Source organism: Sulfitobacter albidus, assembly GCF_018200035.1.
Taxonomy (GTDB): Bacteria; Pseudomonadota; Alphaproteobacteria; order Rhodobacterales; family Rhodobacteraceae; genus Sulfitobacter; species Sulfitobacter albidus.
Genome location: NZ_CP073581.1, coordinates 2,922,962 through 2,940,360 on the forward strand (window position 1 = coordinate 2,922,962; position 17,399 = coordinate 2,940,360).

Annotated in this window: 17 protein-coding genes and 1 pseudogene; 10 read left to right on the forward strand and 8 right to left on the reverse strand. The window is 63.5% G+C overall.

The window, feature by feature from the left end:
• Positions 1–80: 80 nt before the first annotated feature.
• The 3 genes and pseudogenes from KDD17_RS14280 to KDD17_RS18915 form a co-directional block, all read right to left on the reverse strand.
• A complete protein-coding gene (locus KDD17_RS14280; RefSeq protein ID WP_212706249.1) occupies positions 81–1,961 on the reverse strand; it encodes a polysaccharide biosynthesis protein in 1,881 nt (626 codons plus the stop codon).
• A gap of 156 nt (positions 1,962–2,117) precedes the next feature.
• Positions 2,118–2,729: a sugar transferase gene (locus KDD17_RS14285; protein WP_212704276.1), complete on the reverse strand. Its 612-nt coding sequence runs from the start codon at positions 2,727–2,729 to the stop codon at positions 2,118–2,120.
• A 409-nt stretch (positions 2,730–3,138) separates the two neighbouring features.
• Positions 3,139–3,582, reverse strand: a pseudogene (locus KDD17_RS18915) (NAD-dependent epimerase/dehydratase family protein); the annotation flags it as partial.
• Between the two features lie 90 nt (positions 3,583–3,672).
• Between KDD17_RS18915 and KDD17_RS14290 the strand changes: the two are divergent.
• The gene (locus KDD17_RS14290) at positions 3,673–4,794 is read left to right on the forward strand and encodes a polysaccharide biosynthesis/export family protein (RefSeq protein WP_254796802.1); all 1,122 of its coding nucleotides are present in this window, start codon (positions 3,673–3,675) and stop codon (positions 4,792–4,794) included.
• Here KDD17_RS14290 and KDD17_RS14295 read toward each other — a convergent pair whose 3' ends face one another.
• The 4 genes from KDD17_RS14295 to KDD17_RS14310 all read right to left on the reverse strand — a co-directional run bounded on the left by KDD17_RS14295 (position 4,795) and on the right by KDD17_RS14310 (position 7,856).
• Positions 4,795–6,051, reverse strand: a complete 1,257-nt coding sequence (locus tag KDD17_RS14295) for a glycosyltransferase family 4 protein (RefSeq protein ID WP_212704277.1) — start codon at positions 6,049–6,051, stop codon at positions 4,795–4,797.
• Positions 6,052–6,162: 111 nt separating this feature from the next.
• Positions 6,163–6,903: a class II aldolase and adducin N-terminal domain-containing protein gene (locus KDD17_RS14300; RefSeq protein WP_254796803.1), complete on the reverse strand. Its 741-nt coding sequence runs from the start codon at positions 6,901–6,903 to the stop codon at positions 6,163–6,165.
• Positions 6,904–6,960: 57 nt separating this feature from the next.
• The gene (locus KDD17_RS14305) at positions 6,961–7,359 is read right to left on the reverse strand and encodes a DUF2306 domain-containing protein (RefSeq protein WP_212704278.1); all 399 of its coding nucleotides are present in this window, start codon (positions 7,357–7,359) and stop codon (positions 6,961–6,963) included.
• Between the two features lie 77 nt (positions 7,360–7,436).
• On the reverse strand, positions 7,437–7,856 hold the full coding sequence (locus KDD17_RS14310; RefSeq protein WP_212704279.1) for a VOC family protein: 420 nt from the start codon (positions 7,854–7,856) through the stop codon (positions 7,437–7,439).
• A 48-nt stretch (positions 7,857–7,904) separates the two neighbouring features.
• On the opposite strand from KDD17_RS14310, the gene ade reads away from it, so the two are divergent.
• The 7 genes from ade to KDD17_RS14345 all read left to right on the forward strand — a co-directional run bounded on the left by ade (position 7,905) and on the right by KDD17_RS14345 (position 15,782).
• Positions 7,905–9,701, forward strand: coding sequence for an adenine deaminase (gene ade, locus KDD17_RS14315; protein WP_212704280.1), 1,797 nt, complete (start codon positions 7,905–7,907; stop codon positions 9,699–9,701).
• A complete protein-coding gene (locus KDD17_RS14320; RefSeq protein ID WP_212704281.1) occupies positions 9,698–10,504 on the forward strand; it encodes a hypothetical protein in 807 nt (268 codons plus the stop codon). The genes ade and KDD17_RS14320 overlap by 4 nt, the downstream gene beginning before the upstream one ends.
• Complete coding sequence (locus tag KDD17_RS14325; protein ID WP_212704282.1) at positions 10,501–11,970, forward strand: AMP nucleosidase; 1,470 nt, start codon at positions 10,501–10,503, stop codon at positions 11,968–11,970. Before KDD17_RS14320 ends, KDD17_RS14325 begins: the two co-directional genes overlap by 4 nt.
• A gap of 294 nt (positions 11,971–12,264) precedes the next feature.
• A complete protein-coding gene (locus tag KDD17_RS14330; RefSeq protein ID WP_212704283.1) occupies positions 12,265–12,555 on the forward strand; it encodes an HU family DNA-binding protein in 291 nt (96 codons plus the stop codon).
• A 149-nt stretch (positions 12,556–12,704) separates the two neighbouring features.
• Positions 12,705–13,802 (forward strand): histidine kinase dimerization/phosphoacceptor domain -containing protein, encoded by a 1,098-nt coding sequence (locus tag KDD17_RS14335; RefSeq protein ID WP_212704284.1) that lies wholly within the window; start codon positions 12,705–12,707, stop codon positions 13,800–13,802.
• Positions 13,803–13,865: 63 nt separating this feature from the next.
• A complete protein-coding gene (locus KDD17_RS14340) occupies positions 13,866–14,741 on the forward strand; it encodes a DMT family transporter (protein ID WP_212704285.1) in 876 nt (291 codons plus the stop codon).
• Between the two features lie 63 nt (positions 14,742–14,804).
• The gene (locus KDD17_RS14345; protein WP_212704286.1) at positions 14,805–15,782 is read left to right on the forward strand and encodes a GlxA family transcriptional regulator; all 978 of its coding nucleotides are present in this window, start codon (positions 14,805–14,807) and stop codon (positions 15,780–15,782) included.
• On the opposite strand, the gene KDD17_RS14350 is transcribed toward KDD17_RS14345, so the two are convergent.
• Complete coding sequence (locus KDD17_RS14350) at positions 15,779–16,297, reverse strand: glutathione peroxidase (RefSeq protein WP_212704287.1); 519 nt, start codon at positions 16,295–16,297, stop codon at positions 15,779–15,781. The genes KDD17_RS14345 and KDD17_RS14350 overlap by 4 nt on opposite strands.
• A 123-nt stretch (positions 16,298–16,420) precedes the next feature.
• Between KDD17_RS14350 and msrB the strand changes: the two genes are divergently transcribed.
• Together msrB and msrA are read left to right on the forward strand one after the other, a co-directional pair.
• On the forward strand, positions 16,421–16,864 hold the full coding sequence (gene msrB, locus KDD17_RS14355) for a peptide-methionine (R)-S-oxide reductase MsrB (RefSeq protein WP_212704288.1): 444 nt from the start codon (positions 16,421–16,423) through the stop codon (positions 16,862–16,864).
• Positions 16,861–17,370, forward strand: coding sequence for a peptide-methionine (S)-S-oxide reductase MsrA (msrA, locus tag KDD17_RS14360; RefSeq protein ID WP_212704289.1), 510 nt, complete (start codon positions 16,861–16,863; stop codon positions 17,368–17,370). Before msrB ends, msrA begins: the two co-directional genes overlap by 4 nt.
• Positions 17,371–17,399: the final 29 nt, after the last annotated feature.

The following is a 17,399-nucleotide window of genomic DNA, read 5'->3' on the forward strand; positions in this document are numbered from 1 at the left end:
AAAATCTATGCACGCGCCCCCGCAGGAAAGCAACCTGACCGGGGCGCGCGCGGGGTCACCGTGATAATTCTACGCCGCGTTCATGACGCGCTCGCTGCCGTCATTTTGCTGTCGAACCCATCCACCCAGCGCCGCACCACCTCGCGCGCCATCTCTTCGTCGCTGGCCACGAACGCCTCTCGCAGACCGCGCAGGGCGCTGGCGATTTCAATCTGCGACAGCCCGTGTTCACGCGCGGCAAAGATCTTGGGATACTTGGTGCCCAGGATGTCATTCGAGATCGTCAGCTCTTCGCTCATCTTTTCGCCGGGGCGCAGGCCGGTGATTTCGATGGCGATATCGCCATCCGGGTTGGCCTCGTCGCGCACTTCGTATCCCGCGCTTTCGATCACCTGACGGGCGAGGGTAAGGATCGGCACCGGCTTGCCCATGTCCAGCACGAACACCTCGCCGCCCTGCCCGATGGAGCCTGCCTGAAGCACCAGTTTCACCGCCTCCTGCACGGTCATGAAATAACGCTCCACGCCCTTGTCGGTGACGGTCAGCGGGCCGCCCCGGCTCAGCTGCTCCTGAAACAGCGGCACGACCGAGCCTGACGATCCCAGCACGTTGCCAAAGCGGACCATCGAAAACACCGTCTGGTTCGAGCGCTTCGCCATGTCCTGCACGACCAGCTCCGCCAGACGTTTCGACGCGCCCATCACATTGGTGGGCCGCACCGCCTTGTCGGACGAAATCAGCATGAACCGCTGCACCCCGGCCTTCGCAGCCTGTTCGGCCATGGTCTGGGTGCCAAAGACGTTGTTGACCAGCCCGGTCAGCGGGTTCGCCTCGACCAGCGGCACATGTTTGTAGGCGGCCGCGTGCAGCACGATCTCGACCTTGTGCGTGGCCAGCAGTTTGCGCACCTGTCGGCTGTCGGTCGCAGATCCCAGCACCGGGACGATCTGCGTCGCCAGCCCCTCCTGCTCCGCCACGGCGCGCAGCTCCATGTCGATCTGATACAGCGCCAGCTCACTCAGTTCGAACAGGATCAGCCTTTCGGGGCGACAGTCCAGTACCTGGCGACACAGCTCTGATCCGATGGAGCCACCGGCCCCGGAGACGAGGATCGACTTGCCCTTGTAGACGGCCTGCGCATCGCCAAGCGGGCTGTCGACCTCGTCACGCCCCAGGAAACTCTGCGCCGATACCGGCGTGAGCTTGTCCACCAGCGCCTCCTCCCCGATCAGCTGCGAGAAGGACGGCAGCGTCTGCACCTCCAGCCCCATCCCTTCGAGCCGCCGCGCGATCTGCGCCTGTTTTGGACGGCTCAGCGAGGGCACGGCCAGCAAGACGCGGTCGATCTTCATCTCGCGCACCACTTCGGCCACACGGATGGGCGCGTAGACGGGCAGGCGGTGCACCAGCATCCCCTGCAAGCCCTTGTTGTCATCGACAAAGGCAACCGGCTGGATCTTTTCGTGCGCCCGCAACGCCGACACCAACTGCGATCCGGTGGTGCCCGCGCCATAGATCAGGACCCGGCAATGCTCCGCACCCGATCGGTAGATCGCCATGACGATCTGCAGCATCACGGCCCGCGAGGCGACGGCCAGGCAAAAGAAGACAACGCCGAACACCATATGAAAGCCGATCGGCAGACCCATCCCCGCAATGTCCGAAATCGTGATCGACGCCACCGTGAGCAGGATCGCAAACACCGCCGTCAGCCCGACCGCCGCCGCCTCGTAGGCGCTGACCTGCACATCGCTGATCCCGGTCCAGTAGGAAAACCCGATACCCGCCGCCAGCATGTAGGGCAGGATGATCAGATAGCTTTGCAGATTGCTGACAATCCCGTCAGGCAGATCCAGCGCGGCAAATGCAAACAGCGCCGACAGTGGGATCAGCACGGAATCCAGCCCCAACATGATCCGCCGCTTATGGACCTTTGTCAGTGATTTCACCCAATTGAGCATCGTATCGCCTTCAAAACCGCGCATCCCTCACAAACGGGCGCGCCCCACCGAAACACCGTCAGCGCTTAGGATAATCCGCCAGCAGCATAAAGCCATTCCGCGCGCTTGCCTAACGTTTCGTCCCGATCTGTCACGCAAGCAACCTCCAGCGCTGCCTCACCGCCGCCGGAAAAGATTGGCAATGGTCTGGAATACCAGATCGAAATCATAGCAAGTACTTTGATTCCGTTGATAAATCAGATCCAGCCGGGCCTTGCGCGGCACACAGATCCGGCAATAGACATCATCGGTCTGCGCGGCATTGGTGCAGCGCGACAACAGCCGCTCCTCGTGCTTGTGAAAGCGGATTGTCGCCAGCCCGGTCACGCCGGGCCGCGATTTCAGGACCTCCGCGTAGATTTCGGGAAAGCGTTCGACGTATTCGCGCAGCGGCGGGCGCGGGCCCACAAACGACAGATCGCCGCGCAGGATGTTCCACAGCTGCGGAAATTCATCCAGCCGCTTGGCCCGCAGGCGCGCGCCCACCGGCGTGACCCGCCCGGCCTTGTGCGCCCCCGACACGCCCTGATCCTCCGCCACCACGGTCATCGTGCGGAATTTCAGCAGGTTGAAAGGCTGATCCGGTGTCTTCATCCGCTCCGCCACATAGAACAACGGGCGGCCTTGTTTGAGGTAAATGTAGATTACCAAAGCCAGAATAACCGGCCCCAGAATGATCACCAGAAGGCTGGCAAAGAACAGATCGAACAGACGTTTGCGCCAGGTCATCGGGGGGCTCCTGCGACAGGTCGCATTCCGCGACGATCCCGGCGGGCGTACACGCCCGCGCCTCAAAGCGGTAGAGCCGTTCGAGCCGCCGCGTGTCAAAAACCACCCGCGCGATGGCCGTGTCGGGCGCGGGCACAGGCGACCAAGGCAGACCGGCGGCATCCAGCAGATCCCCCATGGCCACCGCACCGGGTGCCGCGACGTTCAGGATGTCCGGCAAGCTCTGCGCAGCACACAGCGCGGCAATCACCCGCGCCAACGTGCGCGGCCCGATATAGCTGCGCTGCGGCGTGCTGCCGTCACTGAATTGGTGCAGCGTCATGCCGGGCCGCCAGCCGCCCAGGATCGCGTCCGCACCCGCCACATTGCCGATGCGCAGGATATGCGCGCGGCCACCGCCTTGCGCCAGCACCGCATCCTCCATGGCCGCCTTGGCATCTCCGTATTCCGACAGCGGCGCGCGCGGCGTATCCTCGGCCAACGGTCCTGCCTGCGCGCCGTAAACCGCCGCCGACGAAATCGCCAGCACGCGCGTCCCCGGCGCGGTTGCGCGCAAGGCGGCCAATGGCAGCGTGGTGTTGAGCGACATCGGCGCCCCCGTGCGTGCCGCGTAGGCCGGGGTGACACCCGACAGGCACACCACCGCCGCACAGCCCTGTGCCAATTCGGCCAGCCGTTCGGGCTCTTGCAGCGGATCGCACACCGACACGCCCGCGCCCGGCACGCGCGCCTGCGCCCGCAGAGCTGTGCCGTCCGGCCAATGCAGCCGCAGCATCGCGCCCAGACGCCCCGTGGCCCCCATGACGAGGACGGGCCGATTCCCGGTTGTGTGGGTTGAAATCATTGACGCCATGCGCGGAAAGGGTATCTTGCCCCAAACAGGTTTCCAAGCCAGCGCAGCGGCTATTTTTCGACACTGCACCGGCTCAGGACACCAAAAATAATGGTGGTGATTATGGGCGTGTGGTGGAAACTCTGTCTTGGCGGGCTTTTGGCGCTGTCCGTCGCGGCCTGCGGTCCGCTGCCGCGCGGGGCGGCGCTTCGCTCTGAAATCATTCAGGGGTCGAATGATGCAGTTGCCGATTTCGCCGTTTACCCCGTGACCAAAGCCTTTCTGCCCAGCGTCAACGCATGGCCCACGACGGGCACAAAACACTATGGCTGGCTGGGGCACAGCCACGGCTCCGCGACGCAGGTGATCCGCCCCGGCGACACCATCGACATCATCATCTGGGACAACACGGATAACTCGCTGCTGACCGTGCCGGGCCAACGCACTGCCAACCTCGAAGGGATGCGGGTCGCGGCGAATGGCACGATCTTCATGCCCTACATCGGCAAGGTCCGCGTCTCTGACCGCAGCCCCGACAGCGCGCGCGAATTGCTGCAACGCCGGATCGAGGTCATCGTCCCCGGCGCGCAGGTACAACTGCGCATGGCCGAGGGGCGCGTAAACTCCATCGATCTGGTCGGCGGCGTCAGCTCCCCCGGTACGATCCCGATGCCGGATCAGAATTTTTCTGTTCTGGCGGCGATCTCGGCGGGCGGCGGTATTCAAAGCAGCCTTGAGAACCCGCAGGTCAAACTGGTGCGCGGACACAAGATCTACCAGACTTCCGCGGCGCGCCTTTACGAGAACCCGCAGCTCGACACCCGCTTGCGCGGCGGCGACAAGGTCATCGTCGAAGAAGACCGCCGTTATTTCCTTTCGCTCGGCGCGGCCGGGCAGGAGAGCCAGCATCAGTTCAACCGCGATTCAGTTTCCGCGCTGGATGCGCTGTCGATCATCGGCGGCGTGCAGGATTCCCGCGCCAATCCCGAGGGCGTGCTGATCCTGCGCGAATATCCCGCCAGCGCGCTTGCCGCAGGCGTGCGCGGGCCGCGTCAGCAGCGGGTGGTGTTCACCATCGATTTGACGTCCTCGGACGGGCTGTTTTCTGCCCGCAATTTCCCGATCAATTCGGGCGATCTGGTGTTCGCGACCGAAAGCCCCGTGACCAGCGCGCAGACGATCTTTGGCCTCATCGGCTCCGCCTTTGGCGTAATCAATATCGCGACGAACTGATCACCCCGCAGGCGGCGTGATCTGCCTGTCGGCTGGCAGCAGGGCGTTCATTTCCGCGATATGCTCGGGCAGGCATTTGGTGAGGAAGTCGTATTCCTTGATCACATGCTGGCGCGCGGCGACGCCGAGATGCGCAAAGTCTTCCGGGCGCTCCAGTACCTCCACCACCTGCGCCGCAATCGCCTTGGGATCGAAGTAATCGACCAGCAATCCGGTCTCGCCATGGGTGACGGCCTCGCGCACGGGGGCGACATCCGAGGCGACGATGGTCGCCTGCATCGACATCGTCTCGAGCAGCGACCACGACAGCACAAACGGCATCGTGAGATAAATGTGGCAGCGGCTGATCTGGATGATCTTCTGGTAGCTGTCAAACGGCACCTGCCCCAGAAAATGCACCCGCGACCAGTCGACCCGATCGCCGACCTCCGCCTCCATCTCGCCGCGCAGACCACCGGGTGATTTGTTCTTGGCCCCGTAGGAGGTCTCGTTGCCGCCGATAATCAGCACCCGCGCGTTTGGCCGCGCATCCATGATATCGGGCAGTGCACGCATGAACTGATGAAATCCGCGCATCCGCTCAAGGTTGCGCGCCATATAGGTCACGATCTCGTCGTCGCGGGTAATCGGCCGATCCAGCCGGCCCAGCGACAGTGACGCGGACGCGTCCGGCACCAGCTTGTCCGTGCGGATACCGTCGTGGCAGACATAGATCTTGTCGTGGAATTCCGGCGGGAAGCAGTCGCGCTGCCAGCGCGTCGGGCTCAATCCACGATCCACCGTCATAAGGTTCGCCGCGGGCGTGGCATTGCGCGCCTGCAACAGGAACGGCGTGTGCGCGTTCACCGGCTCTTCGGCATCGAAATTCACGGGGCCGCCGTGCAGCCGGTAGTAATATTCGAAAAAGCCCACGATCGGCACGTCTGCCCACAGCTGTTTGAAAAACGTAAGCTCCCCCCAACCGACGTGACCCACGATGATATCGGGCGTGAAGTTCTCCTCCCGCTCGATCTTGGCGGCGGCCTGAACAGCGCCAAAGCCCGCGCCGGTGCTTTCCTCCCAAACCTTTGACAGCCCGTAGGCATCGCTTTTTGGTTTGTGGTGCGGCTTGTAGATACGCGCCTCGACGCCCTTGATCTTGGGCGGGTTCTGGCGCTGGGTCAGGAAGTAGATCCGGTGCCCGCCCTGCTGGGCCAGCCAGACAACCAGCTCGCGGTACTGTCCGGGCATGTTCTGATGCACAAAGAGAATGTTCATGGCAAATACCTTGGGGCCGCAGGGGTGAATAATTCGTGATAGCCCCGGCACCCATGGATTGGCAAACCCCGCCCGTCACGCGCGCTGCACCCTGTTGCCCGCATGCCCGCCTCAGGCGGCGTAGTCCGATCCCTCGCTGTCCAGGATGGCCTTGAGCTCTGCCAGATGGCGGGCGTCCTGATCGGGGTATTGCTCCAGCTCGCGCGCGGTCTTCTCCGCGATTTCATCGCTGATCCGACGCAGCTTCATGCCGGTCTGCAAGGCGCGAATGTATGTCTCGGCCGCGCGCTCGAAATAATAAAGCCGGTTGAACGTATCGGCCACCGTGTCGCCGATCACCATCACCCCGTGACTGCCCATCACCATGACCTTTTGCTTGGGATCGGTCAGCAGCTGCGCGCAGCGATCCCCCTCATCTTCGAACGCCAGCCCGCCGTAATCCTCATCGATCACCACGCGGTTGAAGAAGGTGCAGGCGTTCTGGTCGATGGGCGGCAGGCGGCTGTCCTCAAGGCAGGCCAGCACGGTCGCGAATATCGAATGCACATGCATCACGCAGCGCGCGTGGCCGCAGGCCCGGTGCACCCCGCCGTGCAGGCCCCATGCGGTGGGGTCCGGCGCGTTCGGCCCCTCCAGCGTGGCGGGATCATTGGCGTCGATCAGCAACAGATCCGAGGCGCGGATCCGGCTGAAATGGACTTGGTTGGGGTTCATCAGAAACTGCGTGCCACTGTCGTTCACAGCGAGGGAAAAATGATTGGCCACCCCTTCGTGCATGTTCAGCCGCGCGGTCCAGCGAAACGCCGCCGCCAGATCGACCCGTTCCTGCCAGTGCTCCATATTCGCCGTCATGCCGTGCCCTCCGCTGTGCTGCGGACAGGCAATCACGTCGCGCGTCCTGCGTCCAGCCTATCCGCCAAAGAGGACCGCGTGCATCGTGCGCCCCGGCAGCAGCGTGAAGGCCCCGGTGATGACGAGCGCATAAAGATAGAGCGACCGCATGATGATCCGGTGCTGCGCGATATTGCCCGCCCGTGCCGTACGCACCGCCTGAACCAGCGACACCAGCGTGAGGATCGACAACAGATGGATCGGGCTCCACGGCCCGATCAGTTGCAATTCGTGGATAAAAAAGCTGCTGAATGCGACAAACGCCATCAACGCGACCCAGACACGCCCCGCAATGCGGTGCAAATGCGTGCCCTTGGCCAGCACCAGCTGCACAGCCCCAAGCGCCAGCGCGCCAATCGCCGCCAGCGCATGTGCCGGAACGGGCGGGGCATCCGCCCACAGGAGTGAGAAATCCATGCGCGTCTCCTTTTCGGCACCCTATCCCGGCAGGCTGCACCCAACGATCCACCAGGAATGAATAACGCTATCCGCTGTCAGAGCGGGCGGCTCGGCACCCAGGCATAGCCGTTCTCGCACAGGATATACGCCTCGCGCAGGCCGTGCGGTTTGTCCGTCGGCGGCTGCAGGACGGTCCCGCCCACGGTCTCTGCCAACGCTGCCGCAGCGTCGGGATCAATATCGTACAGCCGTATCTCGATCCCGGCGCCGCGCGGCGGGGTCTCGGGCAGCAGGCCCAGCAGCGGGTTGGCATGATAGGTGCCGTCGCTGTGGATCTGGAACACCTGATCGCCACTGGTGATGATCGCGAAATCCGCCGTCGGCTGATGCGCGCGCATCCCGAAAACCGCCCCCAGAAACGCAACCTGCGCGCTCACGTCGCGCACCAGCAGATTGATCCCGATGCCGCGTAGCGATGCACCAAAGGCCGCTGCCCCCACGGTATCGTACTCCATTGCCTGCCCCCCGCTTGAACCTGCCAAGACCCTGTGCCACCGTTGGTTATGACGCAAGAACCTTTCCCAACCTGGGCCGATACGGCCGCCGATCTTGTCAACGTCGCCGCAGGCCGTGCGCCCGCCGAGATGATCCTCACCGGTGGCATCTGGGTCAACGTGCACACGCGCGAGGCGCTGCCCGATCACGACATCGCCATCACAGCCGGGCGCATCGCATTTGTCGGCCCCTCGGCTGACCACTGCAAAGGCCCCGACACCCGGATCATCAAGGCAAGCGGCCGCTACATGATCCCCGGCCTGCTCGACGGGCATATGCATATCGAAAGCGGCATGCTCACCCCCGCCGAATTCGCCCGCGCCGTGATCCCCCACGGCACAACGACCATGTTCACCGATCCGCACGAGATCGCCAATGTGCTGGGCCTTGCGGGCGTGCGCATGATGCACGACGAAGCACTCATGCAACCCATCAACATCTTCACCCAGATGCCCTCCTGCGCGCCCTCGGCACCGGGGATGGAGACCACGGGTTTTGAGATCACCGCAGACGATGTGGCCGAGGCGATGGATTGGCCCGGCATCATCGGTCTGGGCGAGATGATGAACTTTCCCGGTGTCAGCAACGCCGATCCGCAGATGCTCGCCGAGATCGCGGCGACCCAACGCGCGGGCAAGACGGTGGGCGGGCACTATGCTTCCCCCGATCTGGGGCCAGCGTTTGCGGCCTATGTGGCGGGTGGCCCGGCGGACGACCATGAGGGCACCTGCGAGGCCGACGCGGTGGCGCGCATGCGGCAGGGGATGCGGTCGATGATCCGGCTGGGCTCTGCCTGGTACGACGTGGAAAGCCAGATCACCGCGATCACCGAACGCGGCCTCGACAGCCGCAACATGATCCTCTGCACCGATGACTGCCACTCCGCCACGCTGGTCAACGATGGCCACATGAACCGCGCGGTGCGCCACGCCATCGACTGCGGCTGCGATCCGCTGGTGGCGCTGCAAATGGCCACGATCAACACCGCCACCCATTTCGGACTGGAGCGGGAGCTGGGCTCGCTCACGCCGGGGCGCCGCGCCGATGTGATCCTGACCTCGGACCTCAAAACCCTGCCGATCGAGACGGTGATCGCGCGCGGTCAGATCGTGGCGCAGGACGGCGCGTGCCTTGCCGACTGCCCGCATTACGATTGGCCCGAAAGCGCCCGCGCCACCGTCAACATGGCCCGCGATCTGGCGGCGGAGGATTTCGACATCCCCGCCCCCGACGGCGCCAACGCCGTCACCGCCAATGTCATCGGCGTAGTCGAAAATCAGGCCCCCACCAAGGCCCTGCAATTCGAGTTGCCGGTGACCGAGGGCCGCGTGCAGCCCAGCGGTGACGTGGCGCAGATCGCGCTGGTGGAGCGTCACCGCGCGACCGGCGGCGTGGTCAACGCGCTGGTGTCTGGCTTTGGCTACGAGGGGTGCATGGCCATGGCCTCCACCGTGGCGCACGACAGCCATCACATGATCGTCGTGGGCACCGATCCCGCGCAAATGGCGCTGGCCGCCAACCACCTGCGCGCCCTTGGCGGCGGCATCACGATCTTCCGCGACGGCGCCCCGCTGGCCACCATCGACCTGCCCATCGCCGGGCTGATGTCCGACAGACCGGCGGCAGAGGTCGCCGCCAAGACCGACGCACTGATGGCCGCGATGCGCGCCTGCGGTTGCCGCCTCAACAACGCCTATATGCAGCACTCCCTGCTGGCGCTGGTGGTGATCCCTGAATTGCGGATTTCCGATCTGGGGCTCGTGGACGTACGCAGCTTTGAATTCATCGACGTGATTTCCGCATGACCCGCTTTGCCGATGCCCTCACCAGCATGCTGCACCCCGGCATGGCGCTCCCCCCCGCGCTGATCCAGACCTTTGACTGGATCGAGGCGCAGGGATGGACGATCTCGCGCGGGGATGCCCCGCAGGATCAGGGGCTGCACATCTACCCGCCCGAACTGGTCGTGGATCCCGCCACCAGCCACGCAGCCTTCGGCGGCAGCCCCTACGGGTTTTCCGACCATTGGGAAACGCCCGATCCCGCCGTCGACGCCCGCGTGGCCGACATCGCGGAAACCGCCGGCGACGGCGGGCGCGCGGCGCTCTGGCTCGACGATACGGGCAAACAATGGTTCGTGCACCTCGGCCACGACACGCTAGGCACGATAACCGACGATCCGGTGGTGTTTCTGCACTTCCTCGCCATGGGCTACCCCGAGCCGGGCGCACTGTCGCGGACCGACATCACCCCCCTGCAAGCGGCCCAAGACTATCACGGCACCGACGATCTGCCGCCCGAGGATCAGCCCATCGCGCCCCAAGCGCTGCAAGCCTTCCTTGCCGAAAACTTTCCCCGCCCCGCGGCCCAAACCGCGCGCGATCTCGGCATCGCGGATTTCAGCGCCTACGACGACGCCGACAGCACCGATCCCTTCGTGCGCTGGGTGGCAGAGGTTACGCCGCCCCCTCCGAAGAGGAACTGGCGCATCTTCAGGAAATCATGCGCACCGTCGAAGGGCTCGATCTGCGCGACGACGACAGCTCTGACACGATCATGCAAAAGATCGGCAGCCTATTCTCAGAAAAGAAACGCGACTAACCGATGAAGCAATTTGCCATCCTCACCCCCGACGCCCCAAAATCCGAAGAGTTCACGGATGCCACCGCCGCCGTTGACCGGCTGACGATGCTCTACGATCAGGCGGTCGGCTTTCTGCGCCAGCATTTCACCGCCGCCATGGCCGACGCGCCGCCCGATACCCGCATCCGCGCGTTCTACCCGGAGGTGCGGTTCACCACGCAAAGCTTCGCGCGCGTGGACACGCGGCTCAGCTTTGGCCATGTCTCGACGCCCGGCACCTATGCCGCGACGATCACCCGGCCCGATCTCTTCCGCAATTACCTGATCCAGCAGATCGGCCTGTTGATCGAAAACCACGGCCAGCCCGTCATCATCGGTCCCTCGACCACGCCGATCCCCGTGCATTTTGCCATGACCAATGACGCCAATGTCACCGTCCCGCAGGAGGGTGCCGCCGATTTCACCCTGCGCGACGTGTTCGACGTGCCCGACCTCAGCACCACCAACGACGACATCGTCAACGGCACCCACGTGCCCGAGGATGATGTCGCCCCGCTCGCCCCCTTCACCGCACAGCGGGTGGATTATTCGCTGGCGCGGCTGGCGCATTACACCGCCACCGATCCCGATCACTTCCAGTGCCATGTACTCTTTACCAACTACCAGTTCTACGTGACCGAGTTTGAGGCCTTCGCCCGCGAGATGCTGCGCGACAAGGACAGTGGCTATACCTCCTTTGTCTCCACCGGCGATGTGGAGATTACCGATCCCGACACGCCGATCGATCCCTCACCCAAGATCCCGCAGATGCCGACCTATCACCTCAAACGCGCGGGCGGTGGGGGCATCACACTGGTCAACATCGGCGTCGGCCCGTCGAACGCCAAGACCGCGACCGATCACATCGCGGTGCTGCGCCCGCACGCGTGGCTGATGGTGGGTCACTGCGCGGGGCTGCGCAATTCGCAGGCGCTGGGGGATTTCGTGCTCGCCCATGCCTACCTGCGCGAGGATCACGTGCTCGACGATGATCTGCCCACTTGGGTGCCGATCCCCGCGCTGGCCGAAATCCAGATCGCGCTGGAACAGGCGGTCGCACAGGTCACCCAGCTGGAGGGGTACGAGCTCAAGCGCATCATGCGCACCGGTACCGTCGCCACCATCGACAACCGCAACTGGGAGCTGCGCGACCAATCCGGCCCCGTGCACCGGCTCAGCCAGGCGCGCGCCGTGGCGCTGGATATGGAAAGTGCCACAATCGCCGCCAACGGCTACCGCTTTCGCGTCCCCTACGGCACGCTTCTGTGCGTCTCAGACAAGCCGCTTCACGGGGAGCTGAAGCTGCCCGGCATGGCATCGGACTTCTACAAGACGCAAGTGTCGCGGCACCTGATGATCGGGATCCGCGCGATGGAACACCTGCGCGAGATGCCGTTGGAACGCATCCACAGCCGCAAACTGCGCTCGTTCGAGGAGACGGCGTTTCTGTAACCCGTACCCAAATGCCTGGCAGACCCGGCGGGTTATCGCCGCCTGACAGCACATTTGCCGGCTTTTTGCTCGACCGGATTCGGCAAATCGGCGATGGTGTTCCCAAGCGCGAAGGCCCGATTTCGCCCCGAATGGCCGTCAAACCTGTGGTTGAAGCGCTCAGAGACGTAAAAAACGGCTCATATCCCCTATTTTCTTGGCAAATCGCGCCACTATTCGTTGTGTTCGTCCACAACATGCCGTTACATTCGCCCCATGAGGCCCTATATTCGGGCGGACGTAGGAGAATTAAAAATGGCCACTAAACCAATGACAAAAACCCAACTCGTCGCCGCATTGGCCGAAGAGATGGACACAGACAAGAAATCCGCAGGCGCAGCTCTTGAAGCCGTTTGCGATCTGATCACACGCGAAGTTTCCGGCGGCGGTGCCGTGACGCTTCCCGGCGTTGGCAAAATCTACTGCCGCGAACGCCCCGAGCGGATGGTGCGCAACCCCGCTACCGGCGAACAGTTCAAGAAAGAAGCGGACAAGGTCGTCAAGATGACGATCGCCAAGGCACTGAAAGACAGCGTCAACGGCTGATGTCGCTACGGCGAACCAGATAGAAAGAGGCGCCCCCAGCGGTCGCCTCTTTTTTTTTGCCCACTCTGCACTTAGTTGCACTATCGTGCATTGAACTCGCGCGCGACGGGATTAGCTTCCCTTCAGTCGAAAAAGCGTCGCGAGGGACTATGCACGCAGATCCACATCCACTGAATGCCAAAAGGGTATCGACCCTTCGACAATTCGAGGTCCTCGATTCGAGTCCCGAGCCGGAATTCGACGACATCGTCGATCTCGTCTCAAAGATCTGCGAGGTGCCGGTCTGTCTGGTATCGCTCGTGGACACGGATCGTCAGTGGTTCAAGGCCCGCAAGGGGCTCGACCTGTCCGAGACCCCGATCAGCCAATCGGTCTGCGCGCACGCGATCCTTCAGGACGATCTACTGGAAATCGAGGATACGACAAAGGACCCGCGCACGGCCAACAACGGCCTTCTACACGGCGAGGCGCCCCTGCGCTTTTACGCGGGCATGCCGCTGATCGGGCCGGGTGGTATGCCGCTGGGCACGCTGTGCATCCTCGATCACGCGCCGCGCCGCCTCACGTCCGTGCAGCGTCACACACTGCGCTCGCTGGCGCGGCAGGTCGTGACCCAGCTTGAGCTGCGCCGCGCTATCCGGAACGAGGAAACGCTGCGCGCCGAGATGGACCACCGGATCAAGAATTCGCTGCAATCGACCTCCTCGCTTGTGCGCATGTACACCCGCGCGGTTGAAGACAACGCCGCCCGCGAAGCGCTCGAAGCGGTGCAGCGCCGGATCGACGCCATGTCCGCCCTGCACGAGCAACTGCAAAAGACCGCCGACAAGGGCACCATCGACGCCCGCCGCTATCTTGAAGAGCTCATCACAAGCCTGCGCGTGACCGCACCCGACCATATCACCCTCGAACATCTCACCGCCGATGAAATCACCATTCCCGCCCGCGACGCCACCGACATCGGCATCATCGTGTCCGAATTCATCGCCAATTCGATCAAACACGCCTTTCCCGAAATGACACCGGGCAAGGTGGCAATCACCCTGACCTCCTCGGACGAGGACAAGCTGATCCTACAAGCCACCGACACCGGAATCGGCAGCGCCGCCCCCCCGAAAGAACCCTCGCGCATCAGCGGCATCGGCAGCTCTCTGGTCGAAGCCGCGGCCTCCAGTCTTGACGGGACGCTGACCAACGATCTGACCGACAGTGGCGCACGCCTTACGCTGGTGTTCGAGCGGCGCTAGCCATCTTGCACCCGGCGCGCGATTGACCGATGGTCCCTCCAAGCCGCACAGGGGGGGACCGACATGGATATTCGCGCAATCGCCCTCGGCCTCGCCTTCGCCCTGATGTGGTCGTCTGCCTTCACCTCCGCCCGTATCATCGTTGCCGATGCCACGCCGCTGGCTGCCCTCGCGGCGCGCTATCTGCTGTCGGGGATCGTCGGCATCGCCATCGCCCGCGCCATGGGGCAAAGCTGGCAACTGACCCCGGCCCAATGGCGCGCGACGATCCTGTTCGGCTTTTTGCAGAATGCCGTCTACCTCGGCCTGTTCTTTGTCGCCATGCAAACGATCGAAGCCTCCTTCGCCGCGATCATCGCTTCCACCATGCCGCTGATGGTCGGTTTTGCCGCTTGGGCGTTCATGGGCGAGCGGTTGGGCAATCTGGGCATCGCGGGGCTGGTTGCGGGATTTGTCGGTGTGGTGCTGATCATGGGCGCGCGCGTGGGGGCGGGCGCGGATCTGTGGGGTGTGGCACTCTGCGTCGTTGGCGTGACCGCGCTGGCAATCGCCACGCTGACGGTGCGCGGCGCCTCGACGGGGGGCAATCTGATGATGGTGGTGGGGCTGCAAATGCTGGTGGGTTTTGCCGCGCTCACCGTCGCCACGCTGCTGTTCGAAACACCGCAGGTCACGCTCAGCACACCGCTGATCCTTGCCTTCCTCTACACCTGTTTTGTCCCGGGCCTGCTGGCCACGCTGGTCTGGTTCTGGCTCGTGGGCCGCATCGGCGCGACCAAGGCGGCGACGTTTCACTTTCTCAATCCGTTCTTCGGCGTCGCCATCGCGGCGCTGCTGCTGGGTGAGGCGCTCGGCCCCCGCGACATCCTTGGCGTGATCATCATCGCCGCCGGTATTCTGGCCGTGCAGGTCTCGCGCCAGAGCGCGCGAAAGGTCTGAACGCGACATCCTCCTGCCGCAAGGAATCAAGCGGGGTGCACCCACCGCCCTAGTCTGTTGTCCATGACCGACACGCCCAAATCATACGCCTTTCTGCTGGTGCCCGGCTTTTCGACTCTCGGCTTTTCTTGCGCGCTCGATGTGTTGTCGCTGGCCAATCACCACCCGTCGGGGCGCGAATTCTACCGCTGGCGGCTGATATCGGAAACCGGCGGCCCCGTCGCCGCCTACAATGGCGTGCAAATCAACGTCGACGCGGGGCTGGAGCCGTTGCACCGCAATGAGACGCTGATCGTCTGCGCGGGCGAGAACGCGGGCCAATCGGCGTCAAAACCCCTGCTCAGCTGGCTGCGCCGCGAGGCGCGGGCGGGCCATGATTTTGGCGCGCTGTCATCAGGCACCTACATCCTCGCGCTGGCCGGTTTGATCGGCGGCAGGCGCGTAACGACCCATTGGGAATACAAGACGGCGCTCGCCGAAATGCTGCCCGACGTCATCATGGAGGATACGATATTTTCCGTCGACGGGCGTATCTTCACCTCTGCGGGCGGGGCCGCGTCGATGGATATGATGCTGCACCGATTGCGCGACGACTACGGCGCGGATCTGGCGACATGGGTGGCCGATCAGATGATCTATACCGCGCCGCGCAACCACTCCGACGCGCAGCGCATGTCCCTGCAAACCCGCCCAGAGGTGCGCAATCCCAAGCTGCTCATGGCCATGCAGATCATGGAAAACAACATCGAAGACCCCCTGACCCCCGAAGAGATCGCCACAGTGATCGGCCTGTCGACCCGCCAGCTGGAACGGCTGTTCGCGCGCCACCTGTCAATCTCACCCAAACGCTACTACCTGCGCATCCGCCTGGAAAAGGGCCGCAACCTGCTGCGTCAAACCCAGCTTTCGGTGACAGATGTCTGCATCGCCTGCGGCTTCAAATCGCTTTCGCATTTCTCAAAAAGCTACCGCGCGGCATACGGCATCTCTCCGGGTCTTGAGGCCACGGATGGCAAGGTGCTGTGGGCGGGGCGGGCCTAATCCAGCAGTGCCTCGATTTCCCCGGTGACAGACGCCGAAAGCGGCCGCGCCGACGAGCCCCACGTGCGCACCACATCACCCTCACCGTTCAGCAATACCTTGTTGAAATTCCACCGCGGGGTGAATCCCGTATCGGCCTGCACATCGCGGTAGAACGGATGCGCCTGCGGTCCCCGCACGTGGGTCATATCGGTCATAGGCAGGGTGAGGTTATAGTTAATCTCGCAGAATTCCTTGATCTCTTCGGCTGTCTCCAGCTCTTGGTTGAAATCATCCGATGGTACCGCCAGCACCACCAATCCGCGATCCGCATACCTATCCTGAAGCGCCTGAAGCCCCTCGTACTGCCGCGTGAACGCGCATTGCGAGGCGGTGTTGACCACCAAAACAGGCTGCCCACGAAAATCGCTCAGCGCAATTTCGCCCCCGTCAATCGAGGGAAATACCGCCTCACCCGGCGCGGCCGTGGCCATCCCCGCCGCAAGGCTTGCCAAAACTGTCCAGACCATGCGCATCGAACGATCTCCCCGGTTCCGTTGGAATAGATACGCTGCAAAGGCGCAAACGGTTTCATCCCCCTTTGAAAATCGCCTCCAGAGACCCATGTATACAGCCAAGCACAGCGCAAGGAGAAACCCATGCCAGAGTATACCAAGAACCCCGACGTCATCGCGACCCTTTCCCCCGAGGAGTATCACGTCACGCAGGAATCCGGCACCGAACGCCCCGGCACCGGCAAGCTGCTGGGCAATAAGGAGCCGGGCATTTACGTCGATATCGTCTCGGGTGAGCCCCTGTTCGCCTCTGGCGATAAATACGAGAGCGGCTGCGGCTGGCCATCCTTTACCAAGCCGATCGAGAATGTGACGGAGCACGAGGACAACAGCCTCGGCATGCGCCGGGTCGAGGTCCGCTCGAAACACGGTGACAGCCATCTGGGCCACGTGTTCCCCGACGGCCCACCCGACCGCGGCGGCCTGCGCTATTGCATCAACTCCGCGTCGCTGCGTTTCGTGCACCGCGACGATATGGAGGCCGAGGGGTACGGCGAATACCTCGACCAAGTGGAGGACGTGGCATGAGCGAAGAACGCGCAGTACTGGCAGGCGGTTGTTTCTGGGGAATGCAGGATCTCATCCGCAAGATGGACGGTGTGAAATCCACTCGCGTCGGCTATTCCGGCGGTGACGTGGCCCACGCCACCTACCGCAACCACGGCACCCACGCCGAGGCGATCGAGGTCATCTTCAACCCCGACGTGCTCAGCTACCGCAAGCTGCTGGAGTTCTTTTTCCAGATACACGACCCCACCACAGTCAACCGTCAGGGCAACGACGTCGGGATGAGCTACCGCTCAGCGATCTACTACGAGAACGAGGATCAAAAGGCTGTGGCGCTCGACACCATCGCCGATGTCGAAGCTTCCGGCATCTGGCCCGGCAAGGTCGTCACCGAGGTCGAACCGGTCTCTGATTTCTGGGAGGCGGAACCGGAACATCAGGATTATCTTGAGCGGATCCCAAATGGCTACACCTGCCATTTCCCGCGTCCCGACTGGGTGCTGCCCAAACGCGACGCCGCCGAATAACCATACTGGCCGGGGCAAACGCTCCGGCC

Bases quoted from the DNA above. Each gene is read 5' to 3' on its own strand.
- KDD17_RS14280 (WP_212706249.1), bottom strand. From the start codon at position 1,961: ATGCTCAATTGGGTGAAATCACTGACAAAGGTCCATAAGCGGCGGATC.
- KDD17_RS14285 (WP_212704276.1), bottom strand. From the start codon at position 2,729: ATGACCTGGCGCAAACGTCTGTTCGATCTGTTCTTTGCCAGCCTTCTG.
- KDD17_RS14290 (WP_254796802.1), top strand. From the start codon at position 3,673: ATGGTGGTGATTATGGGCGTGTGGTGGAAACTCTGTCTTGGCGGGCTT.
- KDD17_RS14295 (WP_212704277.1), bottom strand. From the start codon at position 6,051: ATGAACATTCTCTTTGTGCATCAGAACATGCCCGGACAGTACCGCGAG.
- KDD17_RS14300 (WP_254796803.1), bottom strand. From the start codon at position 6,903: ATGACGGCGAATATGGAGCACTGGCAGGAACGGGTCGATCTGGCGGCG.
- KDD17_RS14305 (WP_212704278.1), bottom strand. From the start codon at position 7,359: ATGGATTTCTCACTCCTGTGGGCGGATGCCCCGCCCGTTCCGGCACAT.
- KDD17_RS14310 (WP_212704279.1), bottom strand. From the start codon at position 7,856: ATGGAGTACGATACCGTGGGGGCAGCGGCCTTTGGTGCATCGCTACGC.
- ade (WP_212704280.1), top strand. From the start codon at position 7,905: ATGACGCAAGAACCTTTCCCAACCTGGGCCGATACGGCCGCCGATCTT.
- KDD17_RS14320 (WP_212704281.1), top strand. From the start codon at position 9,698: ATGACCCGCTTTGCCGATGCCCTCACCAGCATGCTGCACCCCGGCATG.
- KDD17_RS14325 (WP_212704282.1), top strand. From the start codon at position 10,501: ATGAAGCAATTTGCCATCCTCACCCCCGACGCCCCAAAATCCGAAGAG.
- KDD17_RS14330 (WP_212704283.1), top strand. From the start codon at position 12,265: ATGGCCACTAAACCAATGACAAAAACCCAACTCGTCGCCGCATTGGCC.
- KDD17_RS14335 (WP_212704284.1), top strand. From the start codon at position 12,705: ATGCACGCAGATCCACATCCACTGAATGCCAAAAGGGTATCGACCCTT.
- KDD17_RS14340 (WP_212704285.1), top strand. From the start codon at position 13,866: ATGGATATTCGCGCAATCGCCCTCGGCCTCGCCTTCGCCCTGATGTGG.
- KDD17_RS14345 (WP_212704286.1), top strand. From the start codon at position 14,805: ATGACCGACACGCCCAAATCATACGCCTTTCTGCTGGTGCCCGGCTTT.
- KDD17_RS14350 (WP_212704287.1), bottom strand. From the start codon at position 16,297: ATGCGCATGGTCTGGACAGTTTTGGCAAGCCTTGCGGCGGGGATGGCC.
- msrB (WP_212704288.1), top strand. From the start codon at position 16,421: ATGCCAGAGTATACCAAGAACCCCGACGTCATCGCGACCCTTTCCCCC.
- msrA (WP_212704289.1), top strand. From the start codon at position 16,861: ATGAGCGAAGAACGCGCAGTACTGGCAGGCGGTTGTTTCTGGGGAATG.